This is a genomic window from Levilactobacillus tongjiangensis (assembly GCF_003946345.1).
Taxonomy (GTDB): Bacteria; Bacillota; Bacilli; order Lactobacillales; family Lactobacillaceae; genus Levilactobacillus; species Levilactobacillus tongjiangensis.
Window position 1 is genome coordinate 84934 of sequence record NZ_RHNY01000005.1, and the last position, 21976, is coordinate 106909.

Genomic DNA, 21976 nt, shown 5'->3' on the forward strand with positions numbered 1-21976 from the left:
CAAGTAAGCGATTTCTGCCGTTCTGATAAGGTTTTTAGGAAAAAATGCACAAACTCGTGCTAAAATAAAGGAGACGCAGAACGTCTAAGGAGGTTTTTGATCATGAAAGAACGGATACTTGCCTTTCAACATTTATCACCAGAACAAACGGAACAGCTGACTAGCATGGGGGTTGATGTCATACCCGCCGACCAGTGGGACACTGCTAGGGACATCAGCATCGTCTTTGGTTGGAGCACGGAACACGGCCTCGCCGTCTTACAAGATCCGCACAACAACGTGCACTGGATTCAAACTGTCAGTGCCGGGGTAGACTACCTTCCTTTGGACTGGATCACCGCGCACGACATCCAATTGACGAATGCCAGTGGTGCCTTCTCAGCGGCGATTGCGGAATCAACGATTGGGTACCTGCTCTACTTCCTGCGGGACTTCAACGAAGCCGTCAAGAACCAAGCCGGTCACTTCTGGCAACGGCCACTGCGTAGTGAAATGGCGACGTTAGCGTCCCAAAAAGTAGTTATCTACGGGACCGGAAGCATTGGTCAACACATCGCTGAACTGCTAAATGGTTTCGGAAATTACCCATTTGGCGTTAACCGGTCGGGCCATGGCGTTTCTGGTTTCCAAGGAACTGTAGCGATGAAGGATGACGCGGACCTTGTTAAAGACGCCGACATTATTATCAACGCGATGCCAGCCACACCTAGCACTGTCCACTACTTCAATACGGACTTCTTTGATAAGCTAAATGGCACCCGGGTCTTTGTCAACGTTGGTCGTGGTAAATCCGTCGACGAACAGGCCCTGATGCACGCCCTACTCTACCAAAAGGTGTTGAACGCTGGCCTCGATGTCTTTGAAACTGAACCGCTCCCAAAGGATTCCAAGTTGTGGGACTACCCGAACGTCTTGATTACGCCCCATCAAACCGGCTTTGCTGGCGCGGAAAATATTCGGGCCATCTTTGGTTACTTCAAAGACAACTTAGCCAGTTGGACACAAGATGGAAAACTCACCGTCAACCTGACCGACCCTAGCCGCGGCTACTAATTGGTCAGCAACTTAATTTAACTAAACGGCAAAACCCCCGCGACGATTTGGTCGCGAGGGTTTTAATTATCTCTGCTAAAGATTGAAAGCACTGAAACACCCACTATGCCTGATACACCCCGGCTTGGAGCAAACATAGTGGGAATTTGGCTCACTCTCGGCTACCTAGTTGCGCTCCAATAATATTGCGTCAGTGAGGTCATGTAGGTATTTAAGCTAGCTTAGTTTCCAAGAACCCATTTAACCGGAGGTGGTCAGAGGTGGCGCCAGCTGTATCGACGGTGTTAGCCGATTTTCGGCTTACAGCGTGGGACGTGTTTGAAGACTGGTGGTTTTTCCAGGCTTCAAACCGAGCCGGAGGACCGCTTCTCAGACCGCAGGCGTTCCCCACAGCAGGCGGAACCTCTGACCGCCGCAGATGGCTGACGGACACAAACCACTGACGTTTTTTAAAATACACTGAATTGAATTCTTCACTCCGCCGTTTCATCCCCTTGTCTCACCGCAATCAGGTCACGAACCGTCGTCACCAACCGACGCCGGGTTAAGAAGAGCGCCAGAATGCCAACACCAATCAACCCGTACCGAATCAACGGCCAGTGATAGCTAGCTAGAAATAGCAGCCCAATGCTCATAAAAATGCCAATGATCCCTAATAGCCGTCGCGGCCGATAGACCCGCACGCCCGACAGTCGCTCACGACAGATACGCTGCATTAGTAGATAGTGGCCTAGCGCGTACGCGACGTAGCAGATTAAAGTCGTGTAACCCGCCGCATAGAACCCTAGCCGTGGAATCAACCAAAAGTTTAGGCCCAGGTTCAACCCGGCACCAGCAATGGTAGCTACCGTCACGAATAACGTTTTCTCGTAGTACAGTTCAAACACCACGAAAAAATTATAGAGAAAAGCGAAAAACACACTCATCGTAATCGGTGGCATGACCCAGATTGCTTGTAGATAAGATGCTGGCGCAAAAATAGCCACTAGTTCCGGCGCAAAAGCAATGAACCCAATGTTAATTGCCGCAATCATCCCCAACGCAGGCAAAGCAACTCGTGAAATATCCCCCGCTCGTCCCGCTTTTATCTTCTGATACATCCAGGGCTCCAACGTCTGTAGCAGCACATCGTTAAAAAGGGTCGTTAACATCGAGATTGCACTGGCTAGTGTGTAAATCCCCGCTACCCCGGCACCCAACATCTTATCGATCATGATGCGGTCCGAACTAAACAACACTGCCTGTGAGAGAAAATGTGGCAGTAACGGTACATTGAAGCAGATGGCGTACTTCCAAAATCTAGCGGAGAAGAACCGCCGTCCTCGACTCATTTGAACGAAGAAGAAGCCCACGTACGCAATCAGTTGGACCAAAGCCAACCCCACGATTCGCGCTGTCACCTTGTCCTGAGCGTGGACCACTAACCAGATACCCACCACTGGCTGGCTAACGGTCACCAGCAGCGTCATCGCCACCAATCGTCGGTAGCGGTAGGCCACGCGTTGCGCTACCGACCAAAAGTTAAACGCCGCGCCAGCCCAGATAATCACCAACATGGCCAACACTTGCACCGTCGGCAGACCGAGCAGTTGATTCACCTGCGTCCTGAATAGCAGATAGCCAGCGGTCCACCCGCCGGCCAAAACGACCGTCAATCCCTGCATGGAAGAGGAAAAAGTCGCTTGTTCTCGGTCAAATTTCACTAACCCCTGCATATACACACCGGCATAGAGGTTCAGTGATACCAGGATAGTCACCACATTTAACCAGGAATTGAAGACACTAAATTGCCCGTACTCTTGCGGGGTCAGCAGGCGCGTAAAGATGGGGGTCGTCAGGACTGACAACCCCCGCTGAACAAACGCACAAATCAGAAACCAAAAGGAGGCCCGCACCTGGACTGGTAGCTGCTTATATTTTGTCATCAACTTTCTCATATAATTTCCCCGAACCTCTTCATTCATGCGAGCAACCGGCTACGGCCTAGCCAACCGGCAACGCAACCAGTAGAACAGGCGACTCTTCACTAGTGACTCTTTCACACAGAAGAGTCGTGCTGCTCCCTCAAAATGCCAGTTGGCCACCCGGAGAATCGTCCGATTAGCTGGTCCATACACCCAATGCTGGCAGCGTGGTGATAACCGACAATACATAGCGCGCAGTTGTTTAAACTCCTGCCGATGACTTCTTAAGGCACTACTAGCCAGTTCTATAATCAACCGATTCCGACGGACCTCGAGATCCGTTTGAAACGCTGTCGGGACACTGGTCAGCATCCGATTGACCGCTTGAATCGCCGTGATTTTCTTAGGATTAAAGCCTGAATTCACTAGCGACTCGGCGTGTTGCCAATACACGTACAATGGCTCCGGCAGACACAGAATCGTCGTCACCCGTTGGATTAATTGGACATTAAACAATTCATCCTCCAAATAAGCCACGTGTTCATCAAAATACATTCCCTGAATGGCAGCCCTACGATAAGCCTTGTTACAAGCATAGCCGCGAAAGCCACCCTGGGTGAAAATTACTTCTAGGAAACTGGGGGCTGCAAAAAGCTGTGGCCGAGCAAATCTCTCGTTCAGTGCCATAGCGTACGTCCGATTATAACTTGCCAACAAGACGTTGAAACAAGCAATATCTGGTCGACTCACCAGCTGCTTTTTCAAAATCGCCAGTGCATCTGCCGCTAGATAGTCATCCGGGTCTAGGAATAACACGTACTGTCCCCGTGCTACTTTTAACCCAGCATTCCTCGCGGCCGAGACGCCCGCGTTGGCTTGAGAAAGCACCTGCAGTGTCGTTGTCTTCACTGTAAATTGTTGGAGCACCGCCAACGAAGCATCCGTTGAGCCGTCGTCCACCGCCAAGATTTCAAAATCTGTGAATGTCTGGCTTAACACGGATGTCAGGCAGCGCTCCAGAAAATGGGCGGCATTGTACACCGGAATAATGATTGAAAAGTATGGGGACTTCATGGGGACTCCTCTCCTGCCGGGCGACGAAAAACTGGTCCCATCGCAAGTAACATCATATAGATTGCAATACATTGTGGGGTAAATGTATTGTCTTGAAAAATACTCATGATAATCAAAATTACTGGTAGATACGCCAACCGCAGACAACTAGCCTGGACTCGTCGCGTCAAAGAATTTAAACGAACCAGATGTTGACGCCCCAGCTGAACAAAAATCAGGCTCAAGATGCCAATTCCCACTAAACCAATCTGATACCCAAACGACAGGAGAGCAGTTTCACCGCCCGTGCTCAACCAGGTGGCATCATCACTCTCCCCAACGTTCAGCACTGCGGCAGCGTTGCCCCCAGTGCCTAGACCATGTCCTAGCGGTCGGGCTAAGATATTGCGCCACGTTTCCGTAATAGCAGTAAAGTGGTTGCCCACTGCCCCACCGAACGTTTGGTAGTAAAAATTACTGTACAGGTAAACCAAGCCAGCAACGAGTAGCAGCACGCCCAGATAAATGGCCCGATCATTTAGAAAATGAAGACACCATTTCAGGCTCCGGTGAATTCCTGGGGCCAGCAATGCTAAACCCAGCACCATGAGTGCCCCCTTCCCGAAGGTTAGGAACACCCCTACCAGGACGATGGTGTCACTGACCACCCGGACCACCCAACTCTGCGTCCAGCGGAACATCAACAAAAACAGGAGGATTCCCACCAACAGATAGCCGAGGTTGACGGGCTCGTAGTACAACGATCCCATCCGCGTCACAGCGTGACCAAAGGCATCTGAGTAAAACCGACCGTCTAGTCCCGCCTGCGCAACAGCGGTGGCCCCCTTAGCACGATAAACTTCATCAATACCAATAGTAGCGTACGCACGATATCCGCCCAGCAGAAAAATCACGCCGACGCCAATAATCAGCAAGGCCAGGTGGCACAATCGTCGACAAAGAGCCGCGACATCAAAAGATGCCAGCCGACTATTTTGCCAAGCTATCTGGTAGACCATGAAAAAGAACGTCAAATTTCTAAGATTGGCAATAATCGCCCCCAGCGACCCGTGCCCGAACGCTAGCGAACCCAGTGTGATCGCCAGTAGCCCGAGAAAAAGTCGCGTCACCCAATCCCAACGGATGGTTTTGAGCGGACCGCCAACGAAGAGCCCCACCGTGAAGAGCAATGGCACCTGTGTCAAAAAAGTCAATCCCTGGTCATTTCCCGCTAGGTGAGCGCCCACGCCAATCAAGAAATTTTGAAAAACCAGTAACACCACGATGGCCAGCAAAATTAGCTCGCGCTGTTGCCGTAACTGATTGAGGAACCACCCAGCAACGACGGCAACTAACCAAGCGACAGGAAAACCACCGGTGACGGCCGCCAAAAAAGTTGCCGTAAAAGTCGTTAACAACGCAACGATATATTTAACCGGTAACCCCGGCGTTTGGGAAATAGTTGTCTTCAAATCTTGCTCCTTACCGTGTTGTACCAGCTCTTCAGTCGTGCATAACTCCCTTCCCCACCAACGGCATCAATGATACGACGGCTCCTGATTTTCCACCGGGTAACGGTTAGCGAGGTAGCGGGCTTCCAGGTGACCGCGTAATGGTGAATAGCGACGCTTTGCGCCGTAAGTCGTAACTTGCCAGAGGCGAGATCCTCCGGACAAAAATAGGTTGGTGGCAAGATGACGACGCGCTTATCCTGTAAATATTGGATTTGCTGATTTCGTTGGACCCCCCACTCCTTGAATAACGGGGCCGCAATCGTGACGCAGGTGGTTAGATCCGGTCGATTGCGACACATGAACTTACGCTGTTGATACTGGGCCAATAGGTCTTCTACCATGGCATGCTTACTGATTGCCCCAAACCCGACACCAGTATTCACGCGGCCCGGCTCCTCCATGCCAAAGAACGCATCGTATGTTAAAAACGCATCTAACGGCTCGAGAAGTTCCACGTCCGTGTCTAAATAAATACCACCGTGCCGGGCAATTACGTCTAGACGAGCAACGTCGGCAACAAAGGCAAACTTCTTTTGCGCGTACGCCTGCCGCACATAAGGCATTTGCGTCACATCCCAGTTTGATTCATCCCAGCGTTTAACTTGATAATCCGGACAGACGCGCCGCCAGGACGCCAAGCAACGTGTCACACTGTCAGGTAGTGGTTGACCACCAAACCAGCAGTAATGGATTACTTTAGGAATCATGACGACACTCCCATCCGCTGAATTGCCGTCGTCAACTGCTGGTTAAATTGGTGCGTGTGTGAGGGCAACTGGTGCGGCACGGCACAGGCAGCCGTAAAGATTGCCGCCAACTCGGCCACGTCGTCAACTACGGTCAACGGGTACCCCTGCTGCTCTACCTGTCTGGCGAACGTCAACTGGTGATTGTTCACGTGCTCCCGAAATGCCATTTGACGGGGCACCACAATGCTTCGTTTGCCCAACGCCAGGGCCTGCATAAAGGTGGCCGGTCCCCCGTGACAGACAATGGTGGTCGCCGACTGCATCGCTTGCTGCATACCCTGATTACTCAAAAAATCGGTCACCTCACAGTGGGGAGCTACCGCGGTCGCGTACCCCGACTGAATCACGACCCGGTCTGTAATGATCCCCCGCACAACTAAATCTTCCATGGCCACTAACAGGCGGTTAAAGGGTTGTTCATGAGTGCCTACCGTCACAAAGATCATTAGAAAATCCTCCCGAGATTCACTGCCTTGGGGTACACCTTCCGCATTTCTGGCCACTGAACCACGAAGAGGTCCGTGACTGGGTAAACGAGCTTGCCCGTTAAAGTGGGCGCATCAATCCGGTCAAAGACTTCGATGTAGACCGTCTTGATACGTAAGAGCTTGCTGACGTAGAAAAATGGCACGGCCACCGCGGCGCCCGACGAGATAACCACGTCGGGACGTTCCCGCCGTAATACCTTGAATGCTAACCACGTATTCTTAACCAGGTTTTTCAAGTTGCGATTGGTCGGAAAAAAACAATTGATTCGACGCTCACCCTTGAGCAGACTCCGCGCATCCGGCTTGTCAAAGGTGACCCAGAACCGCTGCTCGTCCGCCCAGAATTCTCGGAGTAGCCGCAGATGTGCTAAGTGACCACCACTGGATCCAACCAAGCATACCTTCATTCAGTCATCTCCTTTCTTAACGACTAGTAAGCCCCGTTAGGTTTCACAAAAACACGAATTGTTAAAAGTAACACATACAGGTCCAGCAGAAAACTCCGGCGCGCAATATACTGAAGGTCCAGCAACACCATTTCGGCAAAACTCACCTCATTGCGGACCGTTGCTTGCCACAACCCCGTACACCCGGGTTTCACCGTCAGGCGCTGTAAATCGTGAGACGTGTAGGTAGCCACCTCCCGTGGCAATGGTGGCCGCGGACCAACTAGACTCATCTGACCCAACAAAACGTTCAACAGTTGCGGCAATTCATCCACGCTGTATTTACGAATAACCCGACCAATTTTGGTGATTCGGAGATCTTGCTTCATTTTGAACATGGCCCCGGCCACGTCACTTCGTTGTAGCAACTGATTGAGCTGATGGTCAGCATCGGCCACCATTGAACGGAACTTAAACATCCGAAAGGGCCGTTGGTTCACGCCTACCCTAGTTTGTGAATAAAACACAGGTCCCCGTGGGTCTTCCAACTTGATCAAGAGGGCAACCACAATGAATACCGGCATCAGGAGCAACAATCCTAAGAGACTCATCATCATATCAAATACCCGTTTACTCGTTCGGTATAAATACCGGCGTCGTTGTCTGGCCTGGTCAAGCGAGCTACTCTGATAGTTTGTGTCACGATAATCCATTAAAAGTCCCTAACCCTTTCTTCTGAGTGGCAAAAGTGTTTAGCCGCCCGTAAGTAGGGATTCCCCGTTGACTACGGCGACGGCATTATCATTGATTTTTCGACAACGGTCTAACCCTACTTCACTCGCTAATTGCTGAAAAGCCTGCGCCATGACGCAAGGGCGCCGCAAGTGGTTATGGGCATCGGAAGCTAGTAGAACCCCCGGTACACTCGCCAACAAGCGAGTGGCTAATTTCTGAGCAGCGCGACCGAACATCCCCAGATAACTTCCCGCCGTCACCTGGAGTAGACATCCCAGTCGCATCAATCCTTCTAAGCGGTCCGGTTCCCGTTGCAGCACCGGATGTCGTTCTGGGTGAGCTAAGACGGGGATGATTCCCCGCAATGTCAACTGAAATAATAGGTCTTCGGTATACAGGGGCACGTGTGTGGCTGGCAGTTCCAGCAACAAGTAAGTCCCCACCCCGTCTAAAAATAACAGGTCATCGGCTGCCAAATGATTTAACAGGTCCCCGGTCATATGAACCTCCTGCCCGGGGAATACCGTCAGTGGAATACCTGCCAACTGCAACGCAGATTGAAAGGCAACCACGCGCTCCTGTACAGCCCATTTAGGGTTGACGTAATCAGCCAGCAAATGATGCGGTGTCAATACGGCGTGGGTCACGCCTTGGGCAACCATCATCTCTGCTAGTCGCAACGCTAAGTCACGGTTTTGCGGTCCATCGTCCATTGCTGGTAAAAGATGGGTATGAATATCAATTAACCCCATCTAATTATCCGTTCGACCATAGTAACCCTGGTACGCCTGTCCGTAGTAACCATCCGATTTCAAATCAGTGACACGGTTCATCACCGCCCCCAAAACATTGGCATGCACGGCCTGCAAGAGTTGCTGAGCTCGTCGGACACCATTCTTAGTGGCAATTCCTTGCGGCACCACCAAGATGGTCCCGTCCACCTCTGCCGCCAATAGCTGACTATCCGTCACTGTATTGACTGGAGGTGCATCCACAATTATCAAGTCATAACTGGCCTGTAACTCCTGTAACAGTCGCTTTAACCGCGAACTTCCCAGCAATTCTGCTGGATTGGGCGGCATAGGTCCACTGGTCACCACCGACAAATTGGTGATTGTTGTTGCCTGCACCACCTCTGCCAGGGTTGCCACACCGGATAAGAAATTAGTCATGCCCAAACGATTGGTTACGTCAAAAGTCTGGTGAACCGTCGGACGCCGTAAATCTGCATCCACCAGGACCACCCGTGCCCCCTGACTAGCCCACGTGACGGCCAAATTGTTACTCATAGTCGACTTGCCCTCTGAGGGCGCAGAGGAAGTAAACAGAATCGACTTAACTGGGTGATTCACTGAGGAAAACTGAATGTTCGTTCGCACCGTGCGAAACTGCTCAGCAATCTGATGCCCCGGTGCCGTAGCGGTAATCAACCCCACGCCATTTTTATGACTGGCATCACTTAACGTCTTGTGCTTGAACCATCGCATACTCTTCCACCTAAACCCTTCTTTGAACGCGTCGTACCTGAGTGTTAGTCTGACCAGTCAACGTTGACTCAGATGACCGGCGCCCCTGTGCTTGTTCCTGCGGAATCTCGCTAAGAATTCCGAGACTGGTTATGCCCAGGTCTTCGGTCAAGAACTTTTCCGATGTCACCGTTCTATCCGTTGCTTCTCGAATGAAGGCTAAACTCATCCCCATCAAGAGACCCGCCACCACGCCTAGTAGAATGTTAATCGCCTTCTTGGGACTGACGGCCCCACCACTAGCGGTTGCTGGTGAAACAATGGACACATTATCAATGCGCATAATTTTACCGATTTTATCCTTGAATGACTGGGCTGTTTTGTTGGCAATTGCCGCGGCAGTTTGCGGATTGGTCGCCGTCGCCGTTACCGAAAACACCTGTGAATTAGGTTCATTCTCAATCTGCAATGCCTGCTTCAAGCCATCTGGATGGCCAGGTAAGTCACGAACCTCCCGGCTGACTGGTTCCAAAACCGTTGGGCTAGTGATGATATCCTTGTACGTGCTGATCATTTGGACATCGGCCTGCACCTGTTGTAGTTGACCGCCCTGTTCCGTCGCCGTCACCCGGCGATTTACGAGAATGTTGGTCGTTGCCTGATACTTGGGTGTCATGATCCAAAAGGTCGCCACCACGGCTAAGACCGTGACTAATAGGGTGGTTAGACTGATCAATCTGACGTGCTTCCGTAGAATGTTGGCAACTTGTGCCAAGTTTATTGTTTGTTCTGACTCCATACTCTCCTCCGTGTAGGTCCTGGTGACTAACGTGAGCGACCACCACTTGTTCAAACGCGCGCTAGCTTTTACAACAACTTTTATATTTGTTACCATACTATAAACCATTTTTCGCAATCAAGTCAATCCTATTGCGTTTTTTCGTTTTAGCTATTAAAAGGAATCTCAGCCAACTCATTTACATATAATGCTACTAACGGATGGTTATAATTGACAATTAAATTAATGGTAAAAAAAACGAGACCACCGCCTCGCCCTCACTTTATTCATAGTTCCTAGTCGCCTCGGTCGTTTGAACAGCCTGATAAGCGGCCTCAACTGTCGCCTTTTCTTCCTGCCACCAGCTTTCATGTGTCCGATACCAAGTAATGGTCTGCTGCAGGCCGGTTGAAAAGTCCGTTATCTGCGGCTGCCACCCCAATTCAGTCTCGATTTTAGTAGCATCGATAGCGTACCGCCGGTCATGCCCCGGACGGTCGTGCACGTGATCATAGGCATCGACTGGTTGGCCCATCGCCGTTAAGATTGCCTGCAGGACCGTTAAATTCGAACGCTCACCGTTGGCCCCAATCAGATAAGTTTCGCCAATCTTCCCTTGCGTTAAAATTAGCCAGACCGCTCGCGAGTGATCATCCACGTGAATCCAGTCGCGTACGTTTTGCCCCGTCCCATATAACTTGGGCCGCCGCCCACTGAGAATATTCGTAATCTGGCGGGGAATGAATTTTTCAATGTGTTGGTAGGGCCCATAGTTGTTAGAACAATTCGAAATGGTCGCCCGTAGCCCAAACGATCGGACCCAAGCGTGCACCAGCATGTCAGAGCTCGCCTTGCTAGCGGAATAGGGACTGCTGGGATTATACCGCGACTTGGGGGTAAATTTATCCGCTGCGTCGTTCATCCCAGCATTTCTGAGTGGCAGGTCACCGTAAACCTCATCGGTGGAGATGTGATGAAACCGGACGTCGTAGCGAACACAGGCCTGTAACAGCGTATAGGTGCCAACGATATTGGTTTGAATAAACGGCGCTGGATCACGTAACGAGCGATCATTGTGGCTCTCGGCCGCGTAGTGAACAACGGCATCGACCTGCTGGACCAGGTCATTGACCAAGCGTGCGTCAGCAATGTCGCCGACCACCAGCCGCACCCGGTCAGCCGGTAGCCCAGCCAGATTGGCCCGATTCCCGGCGTACGTTAACTTATCCAGCACCGTTACGTGAACCGTCGGGTGATTGGCCACCACATAACGAACAAAGTTGGCGCCAATAAAGCCGGCGCCCCCCGTAACTAAGATATTTTTCATTTGGCAATAACTCCCTTCAACGCTCACTACTGATACCTTACACTACAACGAACTAGCGGGTGGAAGCAACTCATCAAGGATCACCCACCTAGTATGATACCTATAGAAAAAGCGCCCAGACCTCAGTCTGCAGCGCTCTTTCTTATCACAATCAATTCATTCCAAAAGGTTGAAAATACTGAAACGCCCACTATGCTTGATACAACAAGGATTGGGTATTGGTGTTTAGTCAGACATAGTTGGAAATTGCCACCTTACCGTTCGCCAAATTTGGACTGGAACGCGGTGGGAAGGACGGGACAAGCCAAAGAGCGGTCTTGTCCCTCGCTTGAAGCCGCAAAACACGTCTTCAAGTCGCCATTTTCAAGAAAATCACTTGAAAATCCCACGACTGAGTCCAAATTTGACTCACTCTCGGCTACCTAGTGGCACGCCAATAATATTTCATTCAGCCATTTAAGATAGCTTAGAACCCGTTTAACCGGAGGGGGGCAGAGGTGGCGCCAGCTGTGTCGACGGTGTTAGCCGATTTTCGGCTTACAGCGTGAAACGCGTTTGAAGACTGGTGGTTTTTCAGGCTTCAAACCGAGCCGCAGGACCGTTTTTCAGGCCGTAGGCGTTCCCCACAGCAGGCGGAATCTCTGACCGCCGCAGGTGGCTGGGCAAGACTAATTTCAAGTCGATAACGCCTGATTATTCTTGGTTTAATAACGATTTTCGAACTTTCAACCTTTAGTTCATTCACTAAAGGTTGAAGCATCCCCACAGTAGGCAGAATCCTTGCCCTCCGGAGTGTAACGACTCTTAGTAACCGCCACCAGGGCCACCATTATTGCCGTTATCAGTGATCCCCGTGCTGCTCGTCGCGTCACTCGAACCAGCCTCGCCAGTCGATGCGTCAACCTGAGCAATGGTCCCCGTTGACTTATGAGCTAAGCCTAAGCCGGTCCGAATATAATTCGTAACCCGTTGTAACTCAGTCTTTGAGGCAACTTCCATGCTCTGACTGTTAAGCGTCTCACTAGTCCCCTGCAAGTGGGTCGTCTTAATACTCTTCGTGGCACGACGATAATTCGTAGCCAGCGCCGTCAAGTCGTTAAATGTTAGGTCAGTCTGCGTCTGCTTGGTCAGTGAACTAATGAAACTTTCGTTCAACAATGACGTGACCGAACCAGACTTGTTCAACAAGGCCATGATGACCTTCCGTTGCCGCGTCTGCCGACCATAGTCTCCTTGGGGATCGTCGTCACGCATCCGGGAGTAGGCCAACGCCCGTTTCCCATTCATGTGCGTTTTCACGCCCTTCTTGAAGGTGTACCCGCCATAACTAAAGCTCAACGTTGGCGTCAGGTCCACACCACCGACCTCGTCGATGATCTTTTCCATCCCCCCCATGTTGATGATGGCGTAGAAGTCAATTGGGATGTTTAACATATCTTGGACGGTCGTGATGGCCGTCTTTGACTTCCCATAAGCGTACGCAGCATTAATCTTAACCGTGCCGTAATCTTCATACCCGGGGATTGAAACCGCCGTATCCCGCGGAATACTGGTAATGGTCGTCTTCTCCGTTTCCGGATTGATCGTCACGACCATCATACTGTCAGTCCGTCCCTGAAATGTCCGACCAAGGGCCCCCGTGTCGGTCCCCATTAGCAGAATCGAAATTGGCTTCTTCTGCTTAAGGACTGCGTTGACGTTCCGGAGTTTCTTAGCACCAGATGCTTGGTACGTGGTATCAACGGACTTCTTGATACTTTGATACTTCTGATAGCCGTACGCCACGCCTCCCACTAATAGTGCCAGAATCAGCACCAGAATTGTGTTCCGGACTGGATGTCGTTTTCTTCTTGGTCGTTGTCGTTTTTCCATTTCCATGGTTTGGTTAGCCACCCTTTCACCCACCCGCAAACTGCCAGGTGGTCGTTCTTAAAATTAATCATATGAATCAACTTGTCCATTATAGGGGTAATTCCTTAAGGTTACCTGATTGCCAGGCAACCTTAATAAAAAACAAAGCGTTACCGTCTCTGCAGCAACGCTTCGACTAATCAAGTTCTACGAACCAGTCTCGTCCTATTCAGTGGCTGGCTGCTTAGTCAGCAGGTCAACCAATTCATTTTTGGTGATTTTACCAAAGTAACTCGGAACATCCAGTGTGTCAAAGACGGCAGCAACGGCAGCTGGCGTGTAGGTCACTCCAGTCAATTTAGCCGTCACCTCGTCAATTGGTAATTGGCCAAAGAAGTCGCCGTGAATCTGAATGGCTTGGATCTTACCACCTGCCACATCCAGGTCAAACTCAACCGTTCCTGCAGTAAAGTGCTGACGACGCGTCAGCGAATAGGCCGGATCGTTGCCATAAATCCAATCCCAGTTGTTGAAATACTGGTCGGCTTGCTGCTTGATACCCGCCTGATCCGCCGCCGTCAACTGGTAAGTCTGGGCATCCTTAAGATCCGATACCGCTAAAATCTCCTTGGCCAAGGTATCCCGAAATTCTTCAATGGTCAGATGCTGATAGGCCTCAGCGAAATACGGTTTTAGGTTCGTCACCCGACTCTTCACCGACTTGACCCCTTTGGAAGCCAACTTGTCGGCTGGTACCTGCAAGGATTTGGCAATCTGCGTCTGATCCACATCATACATCAACGTTCCGTGGGAGAACATCCGTCCATTTTCGACGTGCATGGCGTTACCAGAGAACTTCTTGCCGGCAATGGTCAAATCATTACGACCCGTCATGGCGGCACCGGTCGCCCCCATCTGATGGAGTGCTTTGATTACCGGGTCTGTGAAGCGTTTGAAATTGCCCACGGCATCCCCATCATCCTGGGTAATAAAGCTAAAGCTCACGTTACCAAGGTCGTCGTACACGGCACCCCCACCAGAGGTCCGCCGCGTCAAGATAATGTTGTGGTCTTTAACGTACTGCTGATTGATTTCAGCCAACACGTTTTGGTAGCGGCCAACGATAATGCACGGTGAATTGATATAAAAATACAGGATGGGCTCCGACAGATCGGCGTGCTCCATCAAATACGTTTCAATTGCTAAATTTTGGCGAATATCTAAGCTTGAACTTGCTAGGTAACGCATCCAGTCATCCCTCTCGGTAATCTAGGACTATTTTAGCACGAAATGAAAGCGTTAACCTTCAACTTGCTGGCGCACCACACTGTGATGGTAACCGTAGCTCATGTAGACAATCAGTCCCAGGACGACCCAGACGGCAAATGCGAGCCAGGTGAAGGCCTGTAGCTGTGTCATGAGGTAGAGACAAGCTAAGAACGATGCGATTGGTAAAAAGGGATACCAGGGCACTTTAAACGAGGTGTCCAAATTTTTAAACCGTTCGTCATGCCGTAAGAAGACGATTCCGAGTGAAACCATGGCAAAGGCCGATAACGTCCCAATGTTGACCAGCTCGGCAATCTTATCAATGGGAATCACCGCCGCAAATAAGCTGGCCAGGACCCCAAAGATCCAGGTATTCGCCACAGGAACGTGAGTCTTAGGATTCAACTTCTTCAATCTGGCCGGCAACAAACCGTCCCGACTAATGGCAAATAACAAGCGGGTTCCTCCGTAAGACATGACGATCAATACGGTCGTCATCCCCACGATGGCCCCAAACGAAACCACCCCGGACGCCCAGTTCTGGTGAATGAGGCTCAAGGCCAAGGCCACGGGATCGGCCACACTCAACTTGGTGTAGTGGACCACGCCAACCAGTACGGCGGACAAACCAATGTACAGAACAGCAGCCACTAACAGGGATGAGATAATCCCAATTGGCATATTCCGCTTGGGATTCTTGACCTCTTCACTGGCCGTCGAAACAGCGTCAAACCCAATGTAGGCGTAGAAGGCCACCGCGGCTCCCTTAAAGATACCTGCCGTGCCAAATGGCAAAAACGGGTTATAGTTCGCTGGCTTAACGTAGAAAACAGCGATTCCAATAAATAGCAAAATGACTAAAATTTTGACGATAACCATGATGTTGTTGATCTTAGCGGACTCGCGAATCCCCTTAGACAGGAGCCAGGCTACCAACATGGTGATCACTAAGGCAACCAGGTCAATGCCCCCACCCTTCACGCCAGCGGTGCCAGCTGCTGCGCGAAAGAAAGCCGGGAGTTTGAAACCAAAACCCGCTAATAAGTTCTGAAAATACGAGGACCAACTGACTGCTACGGATGACACGGCGAAGAGATATTCGGAAATTAACGCCCATCCCAAAATCCAGGCAGTAAATTCACCAAAGACGGCGTAGACGTAAGTGTAAGCACTCCCCGCCAGCGGAATCGTTGACGAAAACTCTGAATAACACAGGGCAGCCATCGCACAGACGACCACGGCAATCAGATACGACAACATCACACCGGGGCCGGCGTAGTTAGCGGCAATTAAGCCCGGAGTGATGAAAATTCCGGCACCGACAATTGCGCCGATACCCATAGTTGTTAGAGAAAACGCCGTTAACGTCTTTTCCAACCCAGTTTTCTTATAGAGATCCGTTTGCACCTGTTTTTTAATAAAGAGTTGATGAGGTCGTGCCAAGCCGACTCCTCCTTTTGTTTTTAAATGAGAATTTGATTAAACCAATTCTAATAGTTTAATTTTTTTTGACCCAAATGTCAATAGAAAATTGTTATGAAAACGTATAATAACAGGCTTATCAAGCAAAAAGTTGGCGAACAAACCTGACATTCAGGCGTAAGCATAAACCTGAATCTGACAGGTTTATGCTACGATGAACGAAACGTTCCGAGGAGGAATCTGCATGCAATTGGGTGTGATTGTGAAAACAAACGATCCAGAACAGGTCTGGAATGCCTTAAAATTCAGTGTGACTGCCCTTAAAAAAGGCCACGTTACCCGCCTGTTATTGATGGGAGCTGCCGTCGAGATTACGACCATCGGCAACGCCCGCTATGACATTAGCGACGAGTTGACGGCATTTAGCGCTGCTGGTGGTGCCCTATTTATTTGTGAAACTGGGCCCCGAATTCACCGATTCAACCACCAAGTGCCCTACCCCCTCATCAGCATGCCCGACAGCGTCGATTTGATCGAATGGGCGGATAAAGTTGTCACTTTTTAAAAAAATTTTGACCCCGTAAAAACCGTGACGGGGCCGCCCTTTTTTAAGGATTTTCGCCATTTAATTCTAGTCAAATTTTAATTTTTTAGTTTACAAACGCCAAAATCGTGCTAGGATTAATGCCATAAGATAAATAACGGAGGAAAGAGGAGTAAGTTAACGCAGCCTGCCAGTGAGTTGGGAGTTAGTGCAAACCCAATCAGTGTTCGCGTTTTCTGAAAAACACTTTCTTAGTTGCTACCTGAACTGCCCCGGGGCATAGTAGGTCTAGCCGTTAACCGGTACGTTACCATCGGTAGAGTATGTTTGTACTCTAATTGAGCTGGTTTATTTTTGATGATAAACAACTTGGGTGGTACTGCGAAAAGTCTTTTCGTCCCTTGATATAAGGGATGGAAGGACTTTTTCTTTTATCTAAATTTAAACCACGAAGGAGAAATTACTATGCATTTAATCGTACCTAAGGATTACGATCCTAAGCTATCCGTTAAGGAAACGCAGGCCGCCATTCGCTACATCCGTGAAACGTTCCAAGATGAATTTGGTGCCCAACTGAACCTTTCCCGGCTCTCTGCCCCCATGTTTGTCAACAAGGCTTCCGGGTTGAATGACAACCTGAGTGGGGTCGAAAAACCCGTCTCCTTCACAATGAAGGACATGGGTGACGATACGATTGAAATCGTTCACTCCTTGGCTAAATGGAAACGATTGGCCCTGAAACGTTACGGTTTCGGGATGCACGAAGGCCTCTACACCAACATGAATGCCATTCGGAAGGACGAAGACCTGGACAACTATCACTCCGCTTACGTGGACCAATGGGACTGGGAAAAAGTCATTGCCAAAGATGAACGGAACGAAGAAACTTTGAAGTCCACTGTTCGGACCATCTTCAAGGTCATTAAGCATATGGAACACGAAGTTTGGTACAAGTTCCCTCAAGCCGTTCACCACTTACCAGATGAAATCCACTTCGTCACGACGCAAGAACTGGAAGACACCTACCCTGATATGACGCCTAAGGAACGTGAAGACGCCATTACCAAGAAACTGGGCTGTGTCTTTCTGATGAAGATCGGTGGCGCCTTGAAGAGTGGCAAGCGTCATGATGGCCGGGCCCCTGACTACGACGACTGGGAATTAAACGGCGATATCTTGTTCTGGTACGAACCCCTGAACAAGGCCATTGAAATCTCCAGCATGGGTGTCCGGGTCGACGCCGACCGGATGATGAAGCAATTAAAGATTGCGCATGCTGAAGATCGTTTGATCTACCCTTACCACAAGATGGTCATGAGCGAAGACATTCCGTTCACCATTGGTGGTGGAATCGGCCAATCACGGCTGTGCATGCTGCTGCTGGGTAAGGCACACGTTGGCGAAGTCCAAGCAGCCATCTGGCCACAAGAAATGATCGACAAGTGTGAAGCTGCCAACATTCATTTACTGTAAAGCTCTTGCGGGGCTCTTTACTAAATAAATAGGATCACTCATTTCAAATTTTCGAATAGCCAAAAGCAGGTTCTCACCCCCATCAGGTGGAGAACCTGCTTTTTTTATGACTAGATATGTGCGCGACACGCTCCGAAGGCTAGAGATTCTGCGCGTTGTGAGGACGCTTTAGACTGAGAAAATCACCAGCCAACCATCACTTCTTCAAAGCCTCATCCAACTTTTCAACGTTTTCAATTGGCCCCACTACCGTCAGCACGTCATGCAACTGAACAGCATCCGTCGGGTTGGGTGAGATGTTGATTTTACGGCCGTGTTGAATGGCAATGACCGTCAAATCAAACCGTTCCCGCAGATTTAGCTGAATCAAATTCTGGTTCACAAAATTGGGGTCAGTAATCACGATTTCGGCTAACGTATACTCGTCGCTGAGATCAATGAAGTTCAGAATGTGATTGGACAACAGTTTACGGACGATACTGTGCCCCATGTCCCGCTCAGGAAAGACGACCTGATCCGCCCCGACCCGTTGAAGAACCCGGCCCTGATCGGCCGTCTCGGCCTTCGCAATGACCTTCTTGGCACCCAGCTCTTTAGCCAGCATGGTCGTCAAAATACTGGCTTCCATGTTATTCCCGATACCAACAATAACGTAGTCAAAAGTATCGATGTTAAGTCCCCGCAGGACTTCTTCATCCCGGGTATCCGCAATCAACGTCTGTGTAGCCACATCCATCATCTGATTGACGGGTGTCTCTTGAACGTCGACCGCGAGAACGTCCTGGTGAGTCTCGGCCAGGGTTTCAACCACGCTTTGACCAAACCGCCCAAGTTCCAGAACAGCAAAATTCTTTTTCATTTATAAAACTCCTTAACCTATTAAGACATTTTCTTCTGGATACCGAATCTGGTTGACCTTGGTCTGCCGCTTTGAAAGTGAGTATAGCGAGGTGAAAATACCAACCCGTCCGATGAACATCAGCAGCATGATGACTAGCTTACCAATAACCGTTAAGTGCGGCGTCAAACCAAGACTCAGTCCCACCGTACCAAATGCCGACAACACTTCAAAGACAATGTATTCCAGGCCGAACCCCTTGGGAATCCGTTCCGTCTGGGTCAGAATCAACGTCGCCACAACAATCACGATACTGGCCAGAAAGACCAGTAATAGCGCGCGACTGATGTTGGTTTGACTAAAGCGACGGTGACTGAATTCAACATCTTTTTTACCCCGGATTTGAGCAATACTTTGCAGCATCAATACCCCAAACGTGGTGGTCTTGATTCCCCCAGCGGTCGAACCAGGCGTCCCACCGACAAACATCAGGATCATTAAGATAAATACACTCCCAGATTGAAGCTGATGCGTTGGCAATGTGATCAACCCCGCAGTCCGTGGTGTAACACTCAGGAAGAGCGTATTGACGGTGCGGTTAAACCAGGAGGTATGGGTCGGCATCAGTGATAGGTCTCGCTCTGTAACCAAGAGGAGTAAGAAACCGACCACAAACAGTGTGCTGGTCGTCACCAACGTCAATTTAGAATTCAAGGTCAGCCGTTTCCGCTCATGGAACAGTAAGAGGTCCCGCCAAACCAGAAAACCCAGACCCCCTGCAATAATCAAAATAATCGTCACAATCAATAAGTACGAATCATCCTGAAATCCTCTAAGGCTGTTGCCAAACACATCAAAGCCGGCGTTACAAAACGACATAACTGAATGATAGACGGACACGTACAAGCCCCGCTTCCAGCCAAAACGTGGGATAAAGTCGGCGCCTAATAGAATGGCGCCCCCAATCTGAAAGAGCGCTGAGAGACCAATTACATAGCGCATAACGCTCTTGGTATCACTTAAGTTTTCCAGGTTCAATGATTCCTTAACCATCAGTTGTGTTGAGAGGTTGAGATGGCGCCGAATGATGTTGAATAGTAACACAGCAAAGGTCATATAGCCCAACGCCCCGACTTCGGACAACGCCAAAATAACCACTTGACCAAAAAACGACCAATGCGTGGCCGTGTTGACCACTGTGAGTCCCGTAATGCAGGTCGCGCTGGTCGCCGTGAAGACGGTATCAATAAAGGTGGAACCGTGCATCCCCCGAGTTGCAATCGGCAGGCTCAGGAGAATCGTCCCCACCGTGATCAGGAGAATAAATCCCCAGACCATTTTCTTAGAAAGTGTATCAAATAGCTTTGAATTCTTAATTTTATCCATATAATTTCCAGTCCCGTAATGTACTTCTCATTCAGCTTAAGACATTGGTTGCGGGAAAACAACACCTGGCTGCGGGAAAAACTGGAAAACACGATTTTTTTGATAACGGGTGACCGACGTACAAGTCCGAGTGACCCGAAACCAGCCTGGAAATTCTGCATTTAGCTGTCAAAATAACACCAGGAAAAATAAATATTTTTGTTGACCCCCAGCGCGGTCAACGTCACCTACTTGCGCGTTAAAATGCTGCTGAAATTCGATTTGGCCTTCCGATGACACCACCCACGCCACCGAGTTAGCCAGCCAGAATTCTGAGTCGCCGAAACCGTCAGTGTGGCGACCCGTTCATGAACTTCCTTGAAAATGGTGGTTAGAAACACATAACTGGTCGGACTCACACCTACGCGCCGGTAACGAACCGTTGTCTGCTTCAAACCAATGGCCAATTGGCCTGGGGCCAACATAGCAACACTCAGCGGTAATGATGGCACCTGGCCAACCGTCAAAAGATGTTCCCTAATGAGGCCTGTTCCCAAAGCTTTTAAATCCAAGCCATCAACACCGGCCCAGTTCAGTAACAGAATGGACTGCCCTGGCGTCACCGTTACCCGTAGCTGCTCTAGCACATCTGGCTGAGCATCGGCCGTCACCACAATTAAATCCGCCCAGTCACTTAAAGCCTGATAGTCGGTGCCAATCTGAATTTTGAAATGACTCTCAAAAATGCCGGTGATGATCAACGCGTGTTGCCGATAAAAAGTTGACTGCACGACGTCGTTCGTCAATATCCGGACACAGTCCCCCTGTGCTTGTGCCAGTCCCGCTAACGCTAATCCTGTATTACCTGCACCAATAATAAATAAATTCATTCTATTTCCTCCCAACAAAAAAAGTCCCAGAACCTACAAACTGTAGATTCTGGGACGACGTATCGTGGTACCACCCATTTTTGGTAATCAAAAAGACTACCCTTCGTTTCATGTCATTTAATAACACTAGTAATATATCGGTTACAACCGTTCAAATAGCCCCTGACACGAACCACTAGAAAGACTCCAGGCTCATCTTCATGATGCTCACCAGGCCGCTTTACACTAAACACGGCTCACTTGACTGGCGGTAATCATTACTCTTCCCTTCGATGTCTCATTGATATTTAATCAATCTTTAATAAGATATTAACACAATCTCGTTATGAGTCAATTCATTTTCATTTAATTAATCGGAAAGTTCCAACTTTTCTAAAGTCGCTCATTGCTAACGCTGTGTGACCAGTCGAAACACTACAACAAAAAAGCCCCCACCGTAAACGGTGAGAGCTTTCCCAATTGATAATATCGAAATATTAACGCTTGGAGAATTGTGAAGCCTTACGTGCCTTCTTCAGACCTGGCTTCTTACGTTCCTTCATCCGGGCGTCACGAGTCAAGAGACCCGCACGCTTCAGCGGACCACGGAAGTCTGGGTCAACTTCGAGCAATGCCCGAGCGATCCCATGACGAGTTGCACCGGCTTGACCGGAGAAACCGCCACCGCGCACAGTAACTAATGCATCATAGTTACCAAGCGTTTCCGTAACGTTGAATGGTTGTAAGACAACTTCACGAATACTTGCAAATGGAATGTAGTCTTCGATTGCCTTCTTGTTCATAACGATCTTACCTGAGCCGGGTACTAAACGTACACGAGCAGAGGAGTTTTTACGACGGCCAGTGCCGCGATATTGAACTTGTGCCAATT

The 21976-nt window shown here is 49.7% G+C and carries 21 protein-coding genes; 3 read left to right on the forward strand and 18 right to left on the reverse strand.

From position 1 onward, the window contains the following. The first annotated feature begins 102 nt into the window (after positions 1–102). Positions 103–1053, forward strand: coding sequence for an NAD(P)-dependent oxidoreductase (locus tag EKM75_RS03930; protein WP_125692329.1), 951 nt, complete (start codon positions 103–105; stop codon positions 1051–1053). A 473-nt stretch (positions 1054–1526) separates the two neighbouring features. On the opposite strand, the gene EKM75_RS03935 is transcribed toward EKM75_RS03930, so the two are convergent. The 14 genes from EKM75_RS03935 to EKM75_RS04000 form a co-directional block, all read right to left on the reverse strand. After that, positions 1527–2978, reverse strand: coding sequence for a lipopolysaccharide biosynthesis protein (locus EKM75_RS03935; RefSeq protein WP_225426654.1), 1452 nt, complete (start codon positions 2976–2978; stop codon positions 1527–1529). A 51-nt stretch (positions 2979–3029) separates the two neighbouring features. After that, on the reverse strand, positions 3030–4031 hold the full coding sequence (locus tag EKM75_RS03940; RefSeq protein ID WP_164508723.1) for a glycosyltransferase family 2 protein: 1002 nt from the start codon (positions 4029–4031) through the stop codon (positions 3030–3032). Next, complete coding sequence (locus tag EKM75_RS03945; RefSeq protein WP_125692336.1) at positions 4028–5482, reverse strand: hypothetical protein; 1455 nt, start codon at positions 5480–5482, stop codon at positions 4028–4030. The genes EKM75_RS03940 and EKM75_RS03945 overlap by 4 nt, the downstream gene beginning before the upstream one ends. Then, positions 5479–6231 carry a glycosyltransferase family 32 protein gene (locus EKM75_RS03950; RefSeq protein ID WP_125692338.1) on the reverse strand — a complete coding sequence of 251 codons (753 nt, stop codon included), beginning with the start codon at positions 6229–6231 and terminating at the stop codon, positions 5479–5481. Before EKM75_RS03950 ends, EKM75_RS03945 begins: the two co-directional genes overlap by 4 nt. Continuing rightward, the gene (locus tag EKM75_RS03955) at positions 6228–6719 is read right to left on the reverse strand and encodes a glycosyltransferase (RefSeq protein ID WP_125692340.1); all 492 of its coding nucleotides are present in this window, start codon (positions 6717–6719) and stop codon (positions 6228–6230) included. Before EKM75_RS03955 ends, EKM75_RS03950 begins: the two co-directional genes overlap by 4 nt. Further along, entirely contained in the window at positions 6719–7168 is a 450-nt protein-coding gene (pssD, locus tag EKM75_RS03960; protein WP_125692343.1) for a PssD/Cps14F family polysaccharide biosynthesis glycosyltransferase, read from the reverse strand. Before pssD ends, EKM75_RS03955 begins: the two co-directional genes overlap by 1 nt. Positions 7169–7191: 23 nt before the next feature. Next, a complete protein-coding gene (locus EKM75_RS03965; protein WP_125692344.1) occupies positions 7192–7860 on the reverse strand; it encodes a sugar transferase in 669 nt (222 codons plus the stop codon). Between the two features lie 39 nt (positions 7861–7899). Then, the gene (locus EKM75_RS03970; protein ID WP_125692345.1) at positions 7900–8634 is read right to left on the reverse strand and encodes a tyrosine-protein phosphatase; all 735 of its coding nucleotides are present in this window, start codon (positions 8632–8634) and stop codon (positions 7900–7902) included. Next, complete coding sequence (locus EKM75_RS03975) at positions 8635–9369, reverse strand: CpsD/CapB family tyrosine-protein kinase (RefSeq protein ID WP_125692346.1); 735 nt, start codon at positions 9367–9369, stop codon at positions 8635–8637. Positions 9370–9379: 10 nt separating this feature from the next. Next, the gene (locus tag EKM75_RS03980; protein WP_125692347.1) at positions 9380–10147 is read right to left on the reverse strand and encodes a YveK family protein; all 768 of its coding nucleotides are present in this window, start codon (positions 10145–10147) and stop codon (positions 9380–9382) included. A 262-nt stretch (positions 10148–10409) separates the two neighbouring features. Next, on the reverse strand, positions 10410–11453 hold the full coding sequence (gene rfbB, locus EKM75_RS03985) for a dTDP-glucose 4,6-dehydratase (RefSeq protein WP_125692348.1): 1044 nt from the start codon (positions 11451–11453) through the stop codon (positions 10410–10412). Between the two features lie 804 nt (positions 11454–12257). Then, positions 12258–13346: an LCP family protein gene (locus EKM75_RS03990; protein ID WP_125692350.1), complete on the reverse strand. Its 1089-nt coding sequence runs from the start codon at positions 13344–13346 to the stop codon at positions 12258–12260. A 183-nt stretch (positions 13347–13529) separates the two neighbouring features. Then, on the reverse strand, positions 13530–14552 hold the full coding sequence (locus tag EKM75_RS03995) for a lipoate--protein ligase (RefSeq protein WP_125692352.1): 1023 nt from the start codon (positions 14550–14552) through the stop codon (positions 13530–13532). Positions 14553–14603: 51 nt separating this feature from the next. Next, positions 14604–16016 carry an APC family permease gene (locus EKM75_RS04000; RefSeq protein WP_125692353.1) on the reverse strand — a complete coding sequence of 471 codons (1413 nt, stop codon included), beginning with the start codon at positions 16014–16016 and terminating at the stop codon, positions 14604–14606. 223 nt (positions 16017–16239) lie between these two features. On the opposite strand from EKM75_RS04000, the gene EKM75_RS04005 reads away from it, so the two are divergent. Both EKM75_RS04005 and asnA read left to right on the forward strand, forming a co-directional pair. Continuing rightward, a complete protein-coding gene (locus EKM75_RS04005; protein WP_125692355.1) occupies positions 16240–16560 on the forward strand; it encodes a DsrE family protein in 321 nt (106 codons plus the stop codon). Positions 16561–17004: 444 nt separating this feature from the next. Continuing rightward, positions 17005–18012 carry an aspartate--ammonia ligase gene (gene asnA, locus EKM75_RS04010; protein ID WP_125692357.1) on the forward strand — a complete coding sequence of 336 codons (1008 nt, stop codon included), beginning with the start codon at positions 17005–17007 and terminating at the stop codon, positions 18010–18012. A gap of 196 nt (positions 18013–18208) precedes the next feature. On the opposite strand, the gene EKM75_RS04015 is transcribed toward asnA, so the two are convergent. From EKM75_RS04015 to rpsI, 4 genes are all read right to left on the reverse strand, one after another. Further along, the gene (locus EKM75_RS04015; RefSeq protein ID WP_125692359.1) at positions 18209–18871 is read right to left on the reverse strand and encodes a potassium channel family protein; all 663 of its coding nucleotides are present in this window, start codon (positions 18869–18871) and stop codon (positions 18209–18211) included. Positions 18872–18883: 12 nt separating this feature from the next. Then, complete coding sequence (locus EKM75_RS04020; RefSeq protein ID WP_125692361.1) at positions 18884–20236, reverse strand: TrkH family potassium uptake protein; 1353 nt, start codon at positions 20234–20236, stop codon at positions 18884–18886. Between the two features lie 227 nt (positions 20237–20463). Continuing rightward, complete coding sequence (locus tag EKM75_RS04025; protein WP_125692363.1) at positions 20464–21105, reverse strand: hypothetical protein; 642 nt, start codon at positions 21103–21105, stop codon at positions 20464–20466. Between the two features lie 476 nt (positions 21106–21581). Continuing rightward, on the reverse strand, positions 21582–21974 hold the full coding sequence (rpsI, locus tag EKM75_RS04030) for a 30S ribosomal protein S9 (protein WP_125682772.1): 393 nt from the start codon (positions 21972–21974) through the stop codon (positions 21582–21584). Positions 21975–21976 lie beyond the last annotated feature (2 nt).